This is a genomic window from Pseudomonas sp. GW821-FHT09E04, assembly GCF_059416185.1.
Genome location: NZ_JBWKOR010000003.1, coordinates 650,457 through 669,701, shown reverse-complemented (window position 1 = coordinate 669,701; position 19,245 = coordinate 650,457). Strand labels below are relative to the sequence as shown.

The 19,245-nt window shown below is 63.3% G+C and carries 3 protein-coding genes (1 of these 3 cut by a window edge); all 3 read left to right on the top strand.

The annotated features are described in order from the left end of the window. Tightly spaced (each overlapping or abutting the next), the 3 genes in view from AC07N4_RS14125 to AC07N4_RS14115 form a layout consistent with a single transcriptional unit that may run on beyond the window. Nucleotides 1–2,531, top strand: the final stretch of a protein-coding gene (locus AC07N4_RS14125; protein ID WP_493066281.1) for a non-ribosomal peptide synthase/polyketide synthase. The gene continues 14,434 nt to the left of window position 1, outside the view; 2,531 of the gene's 16,965 nt are visible here — the last part of the coding sequence; the start codon falls outside the window, past its left edge; it ends in the stop codon at nucleotides 2,529–2,531. Next, nucleotides 2,531–16,036 carry a non-ribosomal peptide synthase/polyketide synthase gene (locus AC07N4_RS14120; protein ID WP_493066280.1) on the top strand — a complete coding sequence of 4,502 codons (13,506 nt, stop codon included), beginning with the start codon at nucleotides 2,531–2,533 and terminating at the stop codon, nucleotides 16,034–16,036. Before AC07N4_RS14125 ends, AC07N4_RS14120 begins: the two co-directional genes overlap by 1 nt. Next, complete coding sequence (locus AC07N4_RS14115) at nucleotides 16,033–19,245, top strand: non-ribosomal peptide synthetase (RefSeq protein ID WP_493066279.1); 3,213 nt, start codon at nucleotides 16,033–16,035, stop codon at nucleotides 19,243–19,245. The genes AC07N4_RS14120 and AC07N4_RS14115 overlap by 4 nt, the downstream gene beginning before the upstream one ends.

The following is a 19,245-nucleotide window of genomic DNA, read 5'->3' as shown; positions in this document are numbered from 1 at the left end:
AGCGCGTCATGAATGCCGCTGCCACCCGGCAACTGGCCGAGTTCGCCCGCGAGCAGAAAGTCACCCTCAACACGCTGGTGCAAGCGGCGTGGCTGCTGTTGCTGCAACGCTACAGCGGTCAGGACACGGTCGCGTTCGGTGCGACGGTGGCCGGGCGTCCGGCGGATCTCAAAGGCATCGAGCAGCAGATCGGGCTGTTCATCAACACCTTGCCGGTGATCGGCACCCCGCGCGCCGAGCAGAGTGTCGGCCAGTGGCTGCACACCGTGCAGACGCAAAACCTGAGCCTGCGCGAGCACGAACACACGCCGCTGTTCGAGATCCAGCGCTGGGCCGGCAAGGGCGGCGATGCCCTGTTCGACAGCATTCTGGTGTTCGAGAACTACCCGGTGTCCGAGGCCATGCAACAGGGTGCGCCGGCCGGATTGCGCTTCAGCGACGTCACCAACCACGAGCAGACCAACTACCCGTTGACCCTCGCCGTGAGCATGGGCGACACCCTGTCGCTGCACTTCAGCTACGGCCGTGCGCATTTTGCCGAAGTCGACATTGCGCGACTGGGCGAACACTTGCACAACCTGCTGACGCAGATGATGCAGGGCGGCGCTTTGGCGTTGGGCCAACTGGAATTGCTCTCCTGCGAGGAGCAACAGCAGCAGGTCGAACAATGGAACGCGACGGCCACCGAGTACCCGCTGTCGCGCAGCGTGCATTCGCTGATCGAGGATCAGGTGCGCGCCACCCCGAACGCTCTGGCGCTGGTGTTTGGTGAACAACGTCTGACTTACGCCCAGCTCAACGCCCGCGCGAATCAACTGGCAGCGGTGCTGATCGAAAACGGTGTTGGCCCGGAAGTATTGGTCGGGATCTCGGTCGAGCGCTCGCTGGAAATGGTTGTCGGGCTACTGGCGATTCTCAAGGCCGGCGGTGCGTATCTGCCGCTCGATCCGGAGTATCCGCAGGATCGTCTGGCCTACATGTTCGAGGACAGCGGGATTGCGCTGTTGCTGACCCAAAGCCATCTGCTGGCGCAACTGCCGGTTCCGGCGGGGCTGCGCAGTCTGGTGCTGGATCAGGAAGGTGACTGGCTGGAAGGTCGTAGCGAGGCCAACCCGGAGCTGAACATCGATCCGGAAAACCTCGCTTACGTGATCTACACCTCCGGCTCGACCGGCAAACCGAAAGGCGCGGGCAACCGCCATTCGGCACTGGTCAACCGCTTGTGCTGGATGCAACAGGCCTATCAGCTGACGGCTGACGACAGCGTGCTGCAAAAGACCCCGTTCAGTTTCGACGTCTCGGTGTGGGAATTCTTCTGGCCGTTGATGACCGGCTCCTCCTTGGTGGTGGCGGCTCCGGGCGCGCACCGTGATCCGGCGCAACTGATTCAGGTCATCACCGAACAGCGCATCACCACGCTGCACTTCGTGCCGTCGATGTTGCAGGCGTTCCTGCAGGATCCGGCAGTGGCCGAGTGCACCAGCCTGACGCGGATCGTGTGCAGCGGCGAAGCCCTGCAGGTTGACGCGCAGCAGCAAGTGTTCGCCAAGTTGCCGAACGCCGGGTTGTTCAACCTCTACGGCCCGACCGAAGCAGCGATCGACGTCACCCACTGGACTTGCCGCGACGAAGGGCGCGACAGCGTGCCGATCGGTCAGCCGATTGCCAACCTCAGCACTTACATCCTCGACAACAGCCTCGCCCCGTTGCCAGTCGGTGTGATCGGCGAGTTGTACCTGGGCGGCGAAGGCCTGGCCCGGGGTTACCACCGTCGTCCGGCGCTCACTGCCGAGCGCTTTGTCACCAGCCCGTTCGGTGACGGCCAGCGTCTGTACCGCACCGGCGACCTGGCGCGCTACCGCGCCGACGGCGTGATCGAGTACGCCGGGCGTATGGACCATCAGGTGAAGATCCGTGGCCTGCGTATCGAACTGGGCGAAATCGAGGCGCGTCTGGCCGAACACGATGACGTGCGCGAAACCGTGGTCATCGCTCAGGACGGCTCCTTGCTGGTGGGTTACGTGGTGCCAAACGACGCCCGTCTGGTGGAGGCCGACGAGGCCAGCCGCAGCGAACTGTTCCAGCGCCTTAAAGAACACCTCGCCCGGAACGTTCCTGACTATATGGTTCCGCTGCACTGGGTGCTGCTGGCGAAAATGCCGGTCAGCCCGAACGGCAAACTCGAACGCAAGGCACTGCCCAAGTTCGATGCCAGCCAGGCGCAGCAGGCCTTTGTCGCGCCGTCCACTGAACTGCAACAACAAGTGGCGGCCATCTGGCAGGACGTGCTGCAACTGGAGCGCATCGGCCTCAACGACAACTTCTTCGAACTGGGCGGCCACTCCTTGCTGGCCGTCACCGTGGTTTCGCGCCTGCAACTGGAACTGGGCCTGAAGCTGACACCGCAATTGATTTTCCAGCACCCCGTGCTTGGCGATTTCGTCAGCCAGCTGGACGCCGCCGATGAGCAAGTCGATATGTTGAAACTGAGCAAGCTGGAATCCCTGCTTGATGAAATGGAGGAGGCTTGATGGATAGGAATGTCGCACTGAAGATTGCCAGGCGGTTTATTTGTCTGCCCCTGGAAAAGCGCACGCTCTATCTTGAAAAGATGCTCCAGGAAGGGGTTTCCCCCGCGAACCTGCCGATTCCGCAGACCCGCGAGGAGTTCACCGCGATCCCGTTGTCGTTCGCTCAGGACCGGCAATGGTTTGTCTGGCAGATGGACCCGAACAGTGCGGCCTACAACATCCCGACGGCGCTGCAGTTGCGCGGCGTCCTCGACGTGCCGGCGCTGGAGCGTGCGTTCAACGCCGTGATCGCCCGTCACGACAGCCTGCGCACCACCTTCGGTCAGGACGACGAGGGCGCGGTGCAGGTGATTCACGCGCAGCTGCCGCTGACCATCGCGGTGGATGCGCTGGATAGCGCGGCGGATCCGGCGCAACGCGAGCAGCAGATTCAGGCCTACATCAACGAACAGTTGCACCTTCCGTTCGATCTGCAGACCGGCCCGCTGATGCGCGCCAGCCTGCTGCGTCTGGCGGATGACGAGCATGTGCTGGCAGTCACCGTGCACCACATTGCGGCCGATGGCTGGTCGATGCGGGTCATGGTCGAAGAGCTGGTGCAGTTGTATTCCGGTTATGCACAGGGGCGCGACGTCAGCCTCGCCGAATTGCCGATCCAGTACGCCGACTACGCCATCTGGCAGCGACACTGGATGGAGGCGGGCGAGCGCGCGCGGCAATTGGCTTACTGGCAGGAACAACTGGGCACCGACCATTCGGTGCTGCAACTGCCGACCGATTTTCCTCGGCCGTCGGTGCAGAGCTTCCGTGGCCAGCGGCTCGACGTAACCCTCGACAATCAATTGGCTGCCGGTCTGAAAACCCTCGCCCAGCGCGAAGGCATGACTGTGTTCATGGTCTTGCTGGCCTCGTTCCAGGCCTTGTTGCACCGCTACAGCGGCCAGAACGAAATCAGCGTCGGCGTGCCCAACGCCAACCGCAACCGGGTCGAGACCGAGCGCCTGATCGGCTTCTTCGTCAACACCCAGGTGCTCAAGGCACGCATTGATCCGCAGGCGAGTTTTCGCAGCCTGTTGCAACAGGTCAAGCAATCGGCGATGGGCGCCCAGGCGCATCAGGAACTGCCGTTCGAACAGTTGGTGGAGGCCCTGCAACCGGAACGCAGCCTGAGCCACAGCCCGCTGTTCCAGGTGATGTTCAACCACCAGAACCTCGCGACCGGCGAGTCCCAGCAAGGCGCGCGCCTGCCGGGTCTGCAAATCGATCCGCTGAGCATGGCCAGCCAGACTGCCCAGTTCGACCTGAGCCTGGACACCTTCGAGACCCCGCAAGGTCTCGGCGCACAGCTGACTTTCGCCACTGATCTGTTCAGCGCTGCGACCATCGAACGGATGGCCGCGCATTGGCAGAACCTGCTGGCGGCGGTTGTGGCCGACGCGAGTTGCTCGCTGGCCGAACTGGTGTTGCTCGACGCCGCAGAACGCGACGTGATTGTCGAAGGCTGGAACGCCACCGCCACGGAATACCCGCTTTCACGCAGCGTGCATTCGTTGATCGAGGATCAGGTACGCACCACCCCGGACGCCTTGGCGCTGGTGTTTGGTGAACAGCGTCTGACTTACGCCCAGCTCAATGCCCGCGCTAATCAATTGGCAGCGGTGTTGATCGAACACGGTGTCGGCCCGGAAGTGCTGGTCGGCATCTCGGTCGAGCGCTCGCTGGAAATGGTCGTCGGCCTGCTGGCGATTCTCAAGGCGGGCGGTGCGTATCTGCCGCTGGATCCTGAGTATCCGCAGGATCGACTGGCCTACATGTTCGAGGACAGCGGCATTGCCTTGCTGCTGACCCAAAGCCATCTGCTGGCGCAACTGCCGGTTCCGGCCGGGCTGCTCAGTCTGGTGCTGGATCAGGAAGGCGATTGGCTCGAAGGTCGCAGCGAGGTCAACCCGGAGCTGAACATCGATCCGGAAAACCTCGCTTACGTGATCTACACCTCCGGCTCGACCGGCAAACCGAAAGGCGCGGGCAACCGCCATTCGGCACTGGTCAACCGTTTGTGCTGGATGCAGCAGGCCTATCAGCTGACGGCTGAAGACAGCGTGCTGCAAAAGACCCCGTTCAGTTTCGACGTGTCGGTGTGGGAGTTCTTCTGGCCGTTGATGACCGGCTCCTCCTTGGTGGTCGCGGCTCCGAGCGCGCACCGTGATCCGGCGCAACTGATTCAGGTGATTACCGAGCAACGCATCACCACGCTGCACTTCGTGCCGTCGATGTTGCAGGCGTTCCTGCAGGATCCGGCGGTCGCGGAATGCACCAGCCTGACGCGGATTGTGTGCAGCGGTGAAGCCCTGCAAGTCGATGCGCAGCAGCAGGTGTTCGCCAAACTGCCGAATGCTGGGCTGTTCAACCTGTACGGCCCGACCGAAGCGGCCATCGACGTGACCCACTGGACGTGCCGCGACGAAGGCCGCGACAGCGTGCCGATCGGTCAGCCGATTGCCAACCTCAGCACCTACATCCTCGACAACAGCCTGGCGCCGTTGCCGGTGGGTGTGATCGGCGAGTTGTACCTGGGCGGCGAAGGCCTGGCCCGGGGTTACCACCGTCGCCCAGCACTGACCGCCGAGCGTTTCGTCACCAGCCCGTTCGGTGACGGTCAGCGTCTGTACCGCACCGGTGACCTGGCGCGCTATCGCGCCGACGGCGTGATCGAGTACGCCGGGCGTATGGACCACCAGGTGAAGATCCGTGGCCTGCGCATCGAACTGGGCGAAATCGAGGCGCGTCTGGCCGAACACGATGACGTGCGCGAGACCGTGGTCATCGCTCAGGACGGCTCGCTGCTGGTGGCGTACGTGGTGCCCGACGACGAAGCGCTGTTGAGTGCCGATGACGCCACGCGCAGCGCGAAAAACCTCGAGCTCAAGGCGCATCTGGGGCAGAGCCTGCCGGAGTTCATGGTGCCGCAGCACTGGGTCTGGCTGGAGAAAATGCCGGTCAGCCCCAACGGCAAACTCGAACGCAAGGCGTTGCCGAAGTTTGATGCCAGCACCCTGCAAAACACCTTTGTCGCGCCGCAGAGCGAACTGCAAAAACACGTCGCGGCGATCTGGCAGGACGTGCTCAAGCTCGAGCGCGTCGGCCTGACCGACAACTTCTTCGAACTGGGCGGGCATTCGCTGCTGGTGACCCAGGTGGTGTCGCGCATCCGCCGCACGCTGGATATTCAGGTGCCGCTGCGCACGCTGTTCGAACACAGCAGCCTGGAAGCTTTTGTCCGCGTCCTTGATGCCGATCAACAGACCACGCAAACCCCGATTCCACAGGTCAGCCGCGAGCAACCGCTGGCGCTGTCCTACGCACAGGAACGTCAATGGTTCCTGTGGCAGATGGACCCGCAAAGCGCCGCCTACAACATTCCCACCGCGCTGCGCCTGCGCGGCGAACTCGATCGTGCGGCACTGGAGCAAAGCTTCCAGGCGCTGATCCAGCGCCACGAAAGCCTGCGCACGGCGTTTGTCGATACCGACGGGCGCGTGCAGCAAGTGATCCGGCCGAGCGGGCAGGTCGCGTTGCACGAGCAGACGCTGGCCAACGCCACGGATGAGCAGATCAAAGCCTTCGTCGAACAACAGACCCAGCAGGCGTTCGACCTGTTGGCGGGCGAGTTGCTGCGGGTGGCCTTGCTGCGCATCAGCGACACCGACCATGTGCTGGTCCTGACCCTGCACCACATCGTCTCCGATGGCTGGTCGATGCAGGTGATGATCGAAGACCTGATCGCCTGCTACGCGGCGTTCAGTCAGGGCCGCGCGGCCGAGTTGCCGGCGCTGGCGGTGCAGTACGCCGATTACGCGGTGTGGCAGCGCGAGTGGATGGACAACGGCGAGCGCGAGCGTCAGTTGACGTACTGGAAGACTCAACTGGGCAGCGAACAACCGCTGCTGGAAATGCCGGCCGACCATCCGCGTCCCGCCGTGCAGAGCTTTCGCGGTGCGCGCCTGAACGTGACCATCGAACCGTCACTGGGAGATGCACTCAAGGCGCTGGCGCGGCGTGAAGGCGTGACCGTGTTCATGTTGCTGCTGGCTTCGTTCCAGACCCTGTTGCACCGTTACAGCGGTCAGTCGGATATCCGCGTCGGGGTGCCGATTGCCAACCGCAATCGTCTGGAAATCGAGCGACTGATCGGCTTCTTCGTCAACACCCAGGTGCTGCGGGCCGAGGTCGATCCGGCACTGGATTTCGCCCGGTTGCTGCAGCAGGTGAAGCACACCGCGATTGCCGCGCAAATGCATCAGGACCTGCCGTTCGAGCAACTGGTCGATGCCTTGCAGCCTGAGCGCAATCTGAGCCACAGCCCGTTGTTCCAAGCGATGTTCAACCATCGCACCGAAGCCGAGTCCGATCTCGTCGCGCAATTGCCGGGGCTGAACCTGCAAAGCCTGAGCTGGGAACACCGGACCGCGCAGTTCGATCTGGCGCTGGACACCGGCGACAGCCCGGAAGGCCTGGATGCGTCCTTTACCTATGCCACCGATCTGTTCGAGGCGAGCAGCATCCAGCGCCTCGCCGGGCATTGGCTGAACCTGCTCAAAGCCGTCGTGGCCGACGCGGCGCGTCCGCTGGCCGAACTGGTGCTGCTCGACGGCGCAGAACGCGAACTGATTGTCGAAGGCTGGAACGCCACCGCCACCGAATATCCGCTGTCACGCAGTGTGTATTCGCTGATTGAGGAACAGGTGCGCGCCACGCCGGACGCTCTGGCGCTGGTGTTTGGTGAACAACGTCTGACCTACGCCCAACTCAACGCCCGCGCCAACCAGTTGGCTGCGGTGTTGATCGAACACGGTGTCGGCCCGGAAGTATTGGTCGGCATCTCGGTCGAGCGCTCGCTGGAAATGGTCGTCGGCCTGCTGGCGATTCTCAAGGCCGGCGGTGCGTATCTGCCGCTGGATCCTGAATACCCGCAGGATCGTCTGGCCTACATGTTCGAGGACAGCGGGATTGCGCTGTTGCTGACTCAAAGTCATCTGCTGGCGCAACTGCCGGTTCCGGCCGGGCTGCGCAGTCTGGTGCTGGATCAGGAAGGTGATTGGCTGGAAGGTCGCAGCGAAGCCAACCCGGAGCTGAACATCGATCCGGAAAACCTCGCCTACGTGATCTACACCTCCGGCTCCACCGGCAAACCGAAAGGTGCGGGCAACCGTCACTCGGCACTGGTCAACCGCTTGTGCTGGATGCAGCAGGCCTATCAGTTGACCGCTGACGACAGCGTGCTGCAAAAGACCCCGTTCAGCTTCGACGTGTCGGTATGGGAGTTCTTCTGGCCGTTGATGACCGGTTCCTCCTTGGTGGTGGCGGCTCCGGGCGCGCACCGTGATCCGGCGCAACTGATTCAGGTCATCACCGAACAGCGCATCACCACGCTGCACTTCGTACCGTCGATGTTGCAGGCGTTCCTGCAAGACCCAGCGGTGGTCGAATGCACCAGCCTGGCGCGGATCGTGTGCAGCGGCGAAGCGTTGCAGGTCGATGCGCAACAGCAAGTGTTCGCCAAACTGCCGAACGCCGGGTTGTTCAACCTCTACGGCCCGACCGAAGCGGCCATCGACGTGACCCATTGGACGTGCCGCGACGAAGGCCGTGACAGCGTGCCGATCGGTCAGCCCATCGCCAACCTCAGCACTTACATCCTCGACAACCGCCTGGCGCCATTGCCGGTCGGTGTGATCGGCGAGTTGTACCTGGGCGGCGAAGGCCTGGCCCGGGGTTACCACCGTCGTCCGGCGTTGACCGCCGAGCGTTTTGTCACCAGTCCGTTCGGTGACGGTCAGCGCCTGTACCGCACCGGCGACCTGGCACGCTACCGCGCTGACGGCGTGATCGAGTACGCCGGGCGCATGGACCATCAGGTGAAGATTCGTGGCCTGCGCATCGAACTGGGAGAAATCGAGGCGCGTCTGGCTGAGCACGATGACGTGCGCGAAACCGTAGTCATCGCCCAGGACGGTTCGTTGCTGGTGGGTTATGTGGTGCCGAACGATGAGTCGCTGCTTGAGGCGGACGATGATCGTCGTCAGGCCTTCCAGCGCCGTCTCAAGGAACACCTGAGCCAGAACCTGCCGGAATACATGATCCCGCAACACTGGCTGTTGCTGGCGAAGATGCCGGTCAGCCCCAACGGCAAACTCGAGCGCAAAGCCCTGCCGAAGGCCGATCTGAGCGTCAGCCAGAAAGCCTACAGCGCGCCGACCAGCGAGATCGAGCAAGCGCTGGTGGCGATCTGGCAGAACGTGCTGGGCCTGGAGCAGGTGGGCATTCACGACAACTTCTTCGAGCTGGGCGGGGATTCGATCATCTCGATTCAGGTGGTCAGCCGCGCGCGTCAGGCCGGGATTCATTTCAGTCCCAAGGATCTGTTCCTGCACCAGAACGTGCAGAGTCTGGCGGCCGTGGCCAAGGTCGGTGTGGCCGGTCCGAGCATTGATCAGGGCCCGGTGACGGGCGACAGTCCATTGCTGCCGTTCCAGCAATTGTTCTTCGACAGCGCCATGGCCGAGCCGCATCACTGGAACCAGTCGGTGTTGCTCAAACCGCGCGAAACGCTGGAGGCCGCCCACGTCGAACAAGCGCTGCAGGCGCTGCTGGTGCAGCACGACGCCTTGCGATTGGCGTTCAGTCAGCGTGACGGTCAGTGGTCTGCAACTCACCGAGCACCGGGCGCTGAACCGCTGCTCTGGCAACACGCGGTGGCGGATGATGCCGCGCTGGAACAACTGGGTGAACAGGCGCAACGCAGCCTCGACCTGGCAAACGGCCCGTTGTTGCGGGCACTGTTGGCGACCCTGGCCGATGGCAGCCAGCGCTTGTTGTTGGTGATCCATCACCTGGCGGTCGACGGGGTGTCGTGGCGGATTCTGCTGGAAGACCTGCAACAGGCGTATCAGCAGTTGCAGGCCGGTCAGGCACTCAAACTGCCGGCCAAGACCAGCGCTGCGAAAACCTGGGCGCAACGTCTGCAAACCTACGCCGCCAGCCCGGCACTGCAAACGGAGCTGGGTTTCTGGCAGGCGCAGTTGCAAGGTGCGAAGGTTGAACTGCCGCTGGATCACGCGGATGGCGCGCTGCAAAACCGCTACGCCGCGAGCGTCGAAACCCGCCTGGACAAAGAGCAGACCCGCCAACTGCTGCAACAGGCACCCGCGGCGTATCGCACGCAGGTCAACGACCTGTTGCTGACCGCGCTGGCACGGGTCATTTCCCGCTGGACCGCCAGCGACTCGACCCTGATTCAGCTCGAAGGCCACGGCCGTGAAGACCTGTTCGATGAACTGGATCTGAGCCGCACCGTGGGCTGGTTCACCAGCCTGTTCCCGGTCCGGTTGACCCCGACTGGTGATCTCGCCGGTTCGGTCAAGGCAATCAAGGAGCAACTGCGCGCGATTCCGGCCAAAGGCCTCGGTTTCGGTGCCCTGCGTTATCTGGGCGACGACGCGGCGCGTCAGACCCTGCAAGCGCTGCCGATGCCGCGCATCACCTTCAACTACCTGGGTCAGTTCGACGCCGGTTTCGCTGACGATGGTGGTGCACTATTCAGCCCGGCCAACGAGCCGGCCGGCGCCGAACAGAGCCCGTTGGCGGCGCTGGGTAACTGGTTGACGCTCAACGGTCAGGTGTACGGCGGTGAGTTGAGTGTCGGCTGGACGTTCAGTTCGCAGATGTTCGACCCTGCGACGATTCAGGCGCTGGCCGATGCCTATGCGCAGGAACTGAAGGCGTTGCTGGAGCATTGCTGCCAGACCGACAGCCACGGCGTGACGCCGTCGGACTTCCCGCTGGCGAACCTGACTCAGGTGCAGCTCGATTCGCTGGCGCTGGCACCACAACAGATCGAAGACATCTATCCACTGTCGCCGATGCAGCAGGGTATGTTGTTCCACACCCTGTACGAGCAACAGGCCGGCGATTACATCAATCAGATGTGCGTCGACGTTCAAGGCCTGGACATCGAACGCTTCCGTGCAGCGTGGCAAGAGGCGCTGGATGCCCACGATGTGCTGCGCAGCAGCTTTGTCTGGGACGGTGAATTCCAGCGTCCGGTGCAAGTCATCCACAAGCACCTGACGGTGCCGTTCAGCGTGCTCGACTGGCGTGAACGCGCGGACCTGCCACAGGCCATCGCCGCCCTGGCGCTGGCCGAACAGCAGCAAGGTTTCGAACTGGGGGCCGCGCCGTTGTTGCGTCTGCGGGTGGTGCGTACCGCGGCCGATGCCTGCCGCCTGATCTATACCAGCCATCACATCCTGATGGATGGCTGGAGCAATTCGCAGTTGCTCGGCGAAGTGCTGCAACGCTACAGCGGTCAGCCACCGGCCGGTGGTGCGGGTCGTTATCGCGATTACATTCAGTGGCTGTCGCGACAGGACGCGCACGTCAGCGAAACGTTCTGGAACGCGCAACTGGCCGACCTGCAAGAGCCGACCCGACTGGCGCGCGCGTTTGCCGCGGTGCAACCGGTCAAGGGCCATGGCGAGCGTTTCCATGTACTCGACGAGGTGCGCACCCGACAGCTCAACGAGTTTGCCCGTGGCCATAAAGTCACCCTCAACACGCTGGTGCAAAGTGCCTGGCTGTTGCTGTTGCAACGCTTCACCGGGCTCGACACCGTCAGCTTCGGTGCGACCGTGTCCGGGCGTCCGGCGCAACTGACCGGCGTCGAGCAACAGATCGGCCTGTTCATCAACACCTTGCCGGTGATCGCCAGTCCGCGTGCCGAGCAAACGCTGAGTGCCTGGCTGCAACAGGTGCAGGCGCAGAACCTGGCACTGCGCGAGCAGGAACACACGCCGCTGTTCGAGATTCAGCGCTGGGCCGGGCAGGGCGGTGAGGCGCTGTTCGACAACATTCTGGTGTTCGAAAACTACCCGGTGTCCGAGGCGCTGCAACAAGGTGCGCCGCAGGATCTGCGCTTTGGCGAAGTGACCAATCACGAACAGACCAACTACCCGCTGACCCTGGCGGTCAGCCTCGACGCACAGCTCTCGCTGCACCTGAGTTTCGACCGTGAGCAGTTCGACGGGCGTTCGGTCGAGCATCTGGCGAGCCAGCTCGATCACCTGTTGCAGCAGATGGTGCAGGCACCGGCGTCGACCCGTCTCGGCGAACTGGCACTGGCGGCCGGGCCGATGCTTACTGCCGCCGACGCACCGGCCAGTGAACATTGCGTGCATCAGTGGTTTGAACAGCAAGTGGCGCAAACCCCGGACGCCATTGCCCTGATATTCGAAGACCGGCAACTGACTTACGCCGAGCTCAATGCGGCCGCCAACCGCGTGGCCCACGGTTTGTTGCAACACAACGTCGGCAGCGATGTGCTGGTGGGGATTGCGGTTGATCGTTCGATGGACATGATCATCAGCCTGTTGGCCGTGCTCAAGGCGGGCGGTGCTTATGTGCCGCTGGACCCTGGCTACCCGGCCGACCGTCTGCTGGCAATGATCGAAGACAGCGGCCTGCGCCTGATGCTCAGCCAGCAACACCTGCTGCAGCGGCTGCCCGCGGTGGCCGGCGTACGTACGCTGACCGTGGACGGCGATGCATGGCCGTTGCTCGACAGCAACCCGTCACCCGTCGTGCACGGGCAGAGCCTGGCGTACGTGATGTTTACCTCCGGCTCGACCGGGCGCCCGAAAGGCGTGGGCATCAGCCACGAGACGCTGGCGCGGCACACCCGTGTGTCCGAAGCCTACAAAGGCCTGTCGGCCAGTGATCGGGTGCTGCAATTTGCCACGTTCAACTTCGACAGTTTTGTCGAGCAGGTCTACCCGGCGCTGATCTGCGGCGCTGCGGTGGTGCTGCGTGGCAACGAGGTGTGGGACAGCGAAACCCTGTATCAGCAAATTATCGACCGGGACATCAGCATCGCCGACCTGACCACCGCGTACTGGAACGTGGTGGTGCAGGACTTCGCCGACCACGGCCCGCGCGACTACGGCCGTCTGCGCCAGATGGTGGTGGGCGGTGAAGCCATGCCGCCGCAAGGCATCGCGGCGTATCAGCGAGCAGGGCTTGAGCAGGTGCAACTGATCAACGCTTATGGTCCGACCGAAGCGACGGTCACCAGCACCGTGCTTGACTGCGTCGACTACGTGCGGGGCGGCCAGCCGCTGCCGGCGGCATTGCCGATTGGTCACGGTCTGGCAGGGCGCACGATTCATATCCTCGACAGCGCCGGGCAGCCGGTGCCGCAAGGTGTGGTGGGCGAGTTGCTGATCGGTGGCGAGCTGTTGGCGCGGGGTTACTTCCAGCGTCCTGACCTGACGGCTGATCGCTTCCTGCCGGATCCGTTCAGTGCGGTGGGTGGGCGGCTGTATCGCACCGGCGATCTGGCGCGGGTCAATGCTGACGGTTTGATCGAATACGTCGGGCGTCTCGATCATCAGGTCAAGGTGCGTGGTTTCCGCATTGAACTGGGCGAGATCGAAACGTGCTTGCTGCGTCTGGACGGTGTGCGTCAGGCGCTGGTGCTGGCACAGCCGGGGGCGGGTGGTCAGCAACTGGTGGCTTACGTCGTGCCACACGACGAATCACTGGCCAGCAACGCTGATGCAGCGCTGCTTCAAATACTGCGCGACGGGCTGAAAAACAGCCTGCCGGACTACATGCAGCCAAGCCATGTCCTGCTGCTGGCGCAATTGCCGATCGGCCCGAGCGGCAAGCTGGATCGCAAGGCCTTGCCACTGCCGGACAGCCAGGTGTCGAGCGAAGATTTCGTCGCACCACAGGGCCAACTGGAGCAACAGATCGCCCAGGTCTGGCAGGACGTGCTGGAGCGCGAGCAGATCGGGCGCAACGCGCACTTCTTCGAGGCCGGCGGTCATTCGTTGCTGGCGACCCAGGCCGTCTCGCGGTTGCGCAAGGTCACCGGTCTGACGCTGAGCCTGCGCGATCTGTTCGGTGTGCCGGTGCTCAAGGATCTGGCGGCGGTCATGCAGGCCAACGTCGGGGCCGAGCTGGCGGCGTTCGATTCGCGTCAGGTCGAGCTCAAGGCTCACGGCGCCAAGAGCAGCGCGCCGTTGTCGCTGGTGCAGCGCCGCTTGTGGATCGCCGAGCAATTGTCCGGTGGCACGTCCGCCTATGGCATGCCGATGGCGTTGCGTTTGCGCGGTGACTTGTCGGTGCAGCGCCTGCTGGCGAGTTTTGCCGAGGTGGTGCGGCGCCATGAGGTGTTGCGCACGGCCTATGTGCAGGACGACGAAGGCGATCCGATTGCCGTGATCGTCGATGAGGTCGAGCTGGATTTCCCGCTGATCGATCTGTCCGGCCTGTCGCGCAGCGATCAGGAAGAACAGGTGGCGCAAGCCGTCCTCGACAACGCCAACACGCCGATCGACATGGAGCAGGCGCCGCTGTTGCGCGGACGCATCCTGCACCTGAGCCCGGGCGAGCACGTGTTGCTGTATTCGATGCACCACATCATTTCCGATGGTTGGTCGATGGGTGTGTTGATCAACGAGCTGGTGGAAATCTACGACCGCGCCAGCGCCGGCGAACCGCATGCCTTGCCGGCCCTCGCCGTGCAGTATTCGGACTTTGCCCTGTGGCAACAGGCGCTGGAACAACAGGGCGTGCTCGGGCAGCAGGCGACGTTCTGGAAAGAACAACTGGCGGGCTACAACGGCCAGCTCAATCTGCCGCTGGACAACCCGCGCGGTGCGACGCCGTCCTACGCTGGCGACGCGGTGCAGTTTGCCCTCGGTGCGCAGTTGAGCCGTGACGTCCGGGCGCTGGCCTCACGGGCCGGTGTCACGCTGTACAGCACGTTGCTGGCGTCGTTCCAGATATTGCTGCACCGGGTCAGCGAAGGCGCCGACGTGTTGGTCGGTGCCGACGTGGCCGGGCGTGAGCGGGCGGAGCTGGAGCGTCTGATCGGCTTCTTCGTCAACGTGTTGCCGCTGCGTTCGCGGTTTGCGAGTGAGGCCTCGTTCAGCGGCTTCCTGACGCAGACCCAGGACACGCTGCTGCAAGCGCTGGAGCATCAGGACCTGCCGTTCGACATGATCGTCGATGCGTCGGGCGTGCCCCGTCACAAGGGCATGAACCCGCTGGTGCAGGTGCTGTTCGTGATGAACAACCTGCCGGGCCGCACCCAGGCCATGGGCGGTTTGAACGTCGAAGCGCTGCCGTCGCTGGAGACCCATTCTAAATTCGACATGGCATTGTTCGTTGACGAAGAAGAAGGGCAATTGCTGGGTAATTGGCAATTCGCCACAAGCTTGTTCGGACATGAGCGCATTCAGTACCTGGTCAAGGCCTGGATAGCCCTGTTGGAACAGATCGTCGCTGATCAGGACATTCAATTGGGAGCTATCAGCATGCCAGTCGACAATTTAGCAGCGGCCACCCGGCCGTCTGCCCCCGGACCCAAGGCCGACAAACTGGGCAAATTCCTCAAGCGCGGCGCCGCCCCGGTGGCCAAGGCACGCCCGGCGCCGGTGCGTGAATCGTTGATGGCGGCGCCACAACCGTTCCCGCTGCTGGTAGAACCGAACGAGCCGCAACTGGACCTGATCGAGTGGATCAAGAACAACCGGCCGCTGATCGAGGCGAAGCTCGCCACCCACGCCGGCATCCTGTTCCGCGGTTTCGAACTCGACGGCATTCAGGGCTTTGAAGCCTTCGCCGAAGCGATCCAGCCCGGCTTGTACGGCCAGTACGGCGATCTGCCGAAGAAAGAGGGCGGCAAGAACACCTACCGCTCCACGCCGTACCCGGAACGCAAGATGATTCTGTTCCACAACGAGAGCTCCCATCAGGACCGCTGGCCGCGCAAGCAGATGTTCTATTGCGAAGTGGCAGCCCCGGTTGGCGGCGCGACACCGGTGGTGGATTGCCGTTTGATGTACGAAAAACTACCGGCGGATCTGCGCGACAAGTTCGAGGAAAAGGGCCTGCTGTATGTGCGCACCTTCACCGACAAACTGGATGTTTCGTGGCAGCACTTCTTCAAGACCGAAGACCGCGCCGAAGTCGAGGCCCGTTGCCGGGCCGGCGGTATCGAATGGCGCTGGCTGGACAACGACGAACTGCAAACCCGCACCCCGGGCCCGGCGATCATTCGCCACCCGGTGACCGGTGCGAAATCGTTCTTCAACCAGGTGCAACTGCACCACATCTACTGGCTGGAGCCGGATGTGCGTGAAGACCTGTTGTCGATGTTCGGTCTGGAGCGCATGCCGCGCCACGTTTACTACGGGGATGGCACGCCGATCGAAGACGAAGTGATGCAGCGCATCGGTGAGCTCTACGAAGCCTGCGCCGTGCGGTTCGACTGGCAGAAGGGCGACGCCATTCTGCTCGACAACATGCTGGTGGCGCATGCCCGCGATCCGTTCGAAGGTCCGCGCAAGATTGTCGTGGCCATGGGTGACATGTTCGACCACAGCGACTTGCAAGGCGCCCGTGGCGAGCCGGTCCGCGCAACCGAAGGAACAGAGGCATGAACGAGGTGGTGATGGAACAACAGGACGTGGGGCAGGCGTTGACCCCCGAGCAACAGATGCTCTGCGATCAACTGCCTGGCGCTGCATGCTGGGCCGATGCCGCACGTTTCCTGCGCATCGATATCGCCGGCGAGCTCGACGTGGCGCGCCTGCAAGCGGCCTTCGACCAGGTGCTGGCACTGCAACCGATGTTGCTGGCCCGGTTGGCCAAGGCCCCCGGTTTTCATGGCCTGCGCCAGTTCACCGACGTCGCCGAGCGTTTCCCGCTAACGATGCAAAGCGCTCCCGCCAGCGAAGCCGACATTCAGGCGCAATTGACCGAATGGGCGCAGCGCGCCTTTGTGCCCGGCGAGTCAGCCGGTGTGCAAGCGGTGTTGTACGCGCTGCCCGAACAGCGTTGGACGCTGCTGCTGGGCGCGGCCCGTCACAGTCTGGACGACAACGCGCTGACGCTGGTCTATCAGCAGTTGCTGCGTGCGTATGAACAGCGTGAATGGCCTGAAGACGAAGAGGCAGGCGAGTTCGGTCAGTACCTGGAATGGCGCAGCGAAGTGATCCTCGATGAGGATGCCGCGACCGCCCGGGCGTATTGGCAGGCACAACTCAATGGCGTCGATGCGACCCTGTCGACGCCTTGGCTGGCGGCGCGCGAATCCACGGTGTCGGGCGCTGATTCGGCGAGCCTCAGCAAGCCACTCGACGCTTCATTGGTCGTGGGGCTTGAACGTCTGGCGCAGACCGTTGCACAACCGGTTGCAGTGCTGATGCAAAGTGCCTGGTGGTTGCTGCTGGCGCGTTTGAGCGGTCGCGATGAAGTGTTGATGGGCTGGCGCCACGATGGCCGCGAAGACTATGAGTATTTCTCCGGCGCGATCGGCGTATTCGAGAAAACCTTGCCGCTGAATCTGCCCGTGGATGCCGATCAGTCATTCGCGCAATGGCTGCCGACAGTCGCCGCGCGCCTGGAAGAACATCGGCTCTGGCAGGAATACTGGGCCCCTGAACTGCAACCGGCGGCTGCGTGCCCGGCCTATGGTTTTGCGCTGCACCGTCAGGCTCAGCCTGTGACGATCGGCGCCACGCGCTGCACAGCGCAACAGGTGGAAACCGGGCGTGGTGGCGTATTCGAGTTGCTGCTGCAAGTGCAGTTGAACGCGGAAAACGTGGCCAGCGCGGTGGCGCTTGAATATGCCGCGCAGCGCTACAGCGTGGCGTCCATGCAGGTGCTGCTGGATCAATACGTCACGCTGCTGGGTCAGCTCGTGGCTGACGCACACGCGCCGCTGAATACGATCAGCCTGCTGACCGAGGCCGAGCGTCAGCGCTTGCTGTCGATCAATCCGTCGGCGCGATCCTGGGCTGACATCTCTTTGCTGCCACAACGCATCGCCGAATGGGCGCAGTCCACGCCAGAAGCGCTGGCACTGACCGATGAGACCGGCAGCCTGAATTACGCGCAGTTGCAGGCGCAGATCGAGCGACTGGCGGCGGGGTTGCATGCCGAGGGTGTGGGCCGTGATTCGATCGTCGCGCTGGCCTTGCCGCGTTCGGCGGCGCTGGTGGTGGCGATGCTCGCGATCTGGCGAGTGGGCGCAGCGTATCTGCCGCTGGATCGCCAATGGCCGCTGGCCCGTCAGCAACTGATGCTCGAACAAGCGCGTGCCGGCCTGTTGTTGACCGATGCCGCGCAGATCGCTGAATGGCACGACAGCGTGCTGCCGGTGCGTTCTATCGATCAATTGCTGGCAGCGGATGCAGCCCCGGTTCCGGCTCATGAAACCCAGGGCAGCGATCTCGCTTACGTGCTGTTCACTTCGGGTTCTACCGGTACTCCGAAAGGCGTGTTGATCGAGCACCGTCATCTGCTCAACTACACTGCCAGTGTCAGCACGGCACTGGGGCTGGACGGTCACCGGCACTTCGGTCTGACCTCCACGGTGGCGGCGGATCTGGGCAACACCACGTTGTTCGGCGCGCTGTTCAACGGGGCGGCGCTGCACGTGGCCAGTGATGAATGCATGCAGGATGCACAGGCATTCGCCGGCTACCTGCAAGAGCATGCCGTCGACTGCCTGAAAATCGTCCCGTCGCATCTGGCTGCGCTGCTCGACAGCGACACGCCGCGTTTGCCGCGAACCCTGGTGCTGGGCGGTGAGGCGATTGCCGCACCGCTGATCCAGCGCATCGCGCAGGTGCGTGGCGATTGCCAGGTGTTCAACCACTACGGCCCGACCGAAACCACGGTCGGCGTGATGGTGCACAAGGTTGCGCCGGGGCAGGGCGCCGGTCTGCTGAGCCAGGTGCTCGACAACAATCAGGTGTACGTGCTCGACGCGCAGCTGCGATTGGCGCCGGTCGGTGTCGTCGGCGAGTTGTATGTCGGCGGTGCGCAGCTGTTTTGCGGTTACGTCAATGTCGAAGCCGAGGCAGGACTGTTGATCGACAACCCGTTCATCAGCGGCGAACGCCTGTATCGCACCGGCGATCTTGCGCGCTACTCGCCTGAAGGCGCGATTGTCCTGCACGGACGGCGCGATCATCAGATCAAAGTGCGCGGTTTCCGCATCGAGCTGACGGAAGTCGAGGCGCAATTGCTGCGCCTGCCATCCGTGCAGGAAGCGGTGGTGATTGCCGGGGACAGCCCTGAGCAAGGCTTGCAGGCGTTTGTCGTGGCGCGTGAATCGCTGGCGGCGGACAGTCTGCGTGAGCAACTGGCGCAGCAACTGCCGGCGGTGATGGTGCCGCAGCAGATTCGCTTCATCGAGCGCCTGCCACGGTTGGCCAACGGCAAGATCGATCGCAAGGCCTTGCAGCAACTGGCCGATCAAGGTGTCGACGACGATTACGTCGCGCCGCGTGATGCTCTCGAAACCTTGCTGGCCGGGCGCATGGCGCAGCTGCTCGGGCAGGATCGCCTGAGCATCGAACGCGACTTTTTCGCCGCCGGTGGTCATTCGTTGCTGGTGATCAAACTGGTCGCGGGTATTCGCAAGCTGTTGCAGTGCGAAATCCACCCGGGTGTGGTCTTCGACCATCCGACCGTGGCCGGGCTCGCGCAAGCATTGCGCGGTCAGGAAGCAAGTCCGGGGCAACTGGACAAACTGGCTCAGGCGCGAGTGCGTCTTGAATCGATGAGTCCCGAGGAAAAAGCCCTGCTGACCGAAAAGGCTCGGCAGCTGCAAGCCGCCAAGGTGGCTCAGGACGTTTAA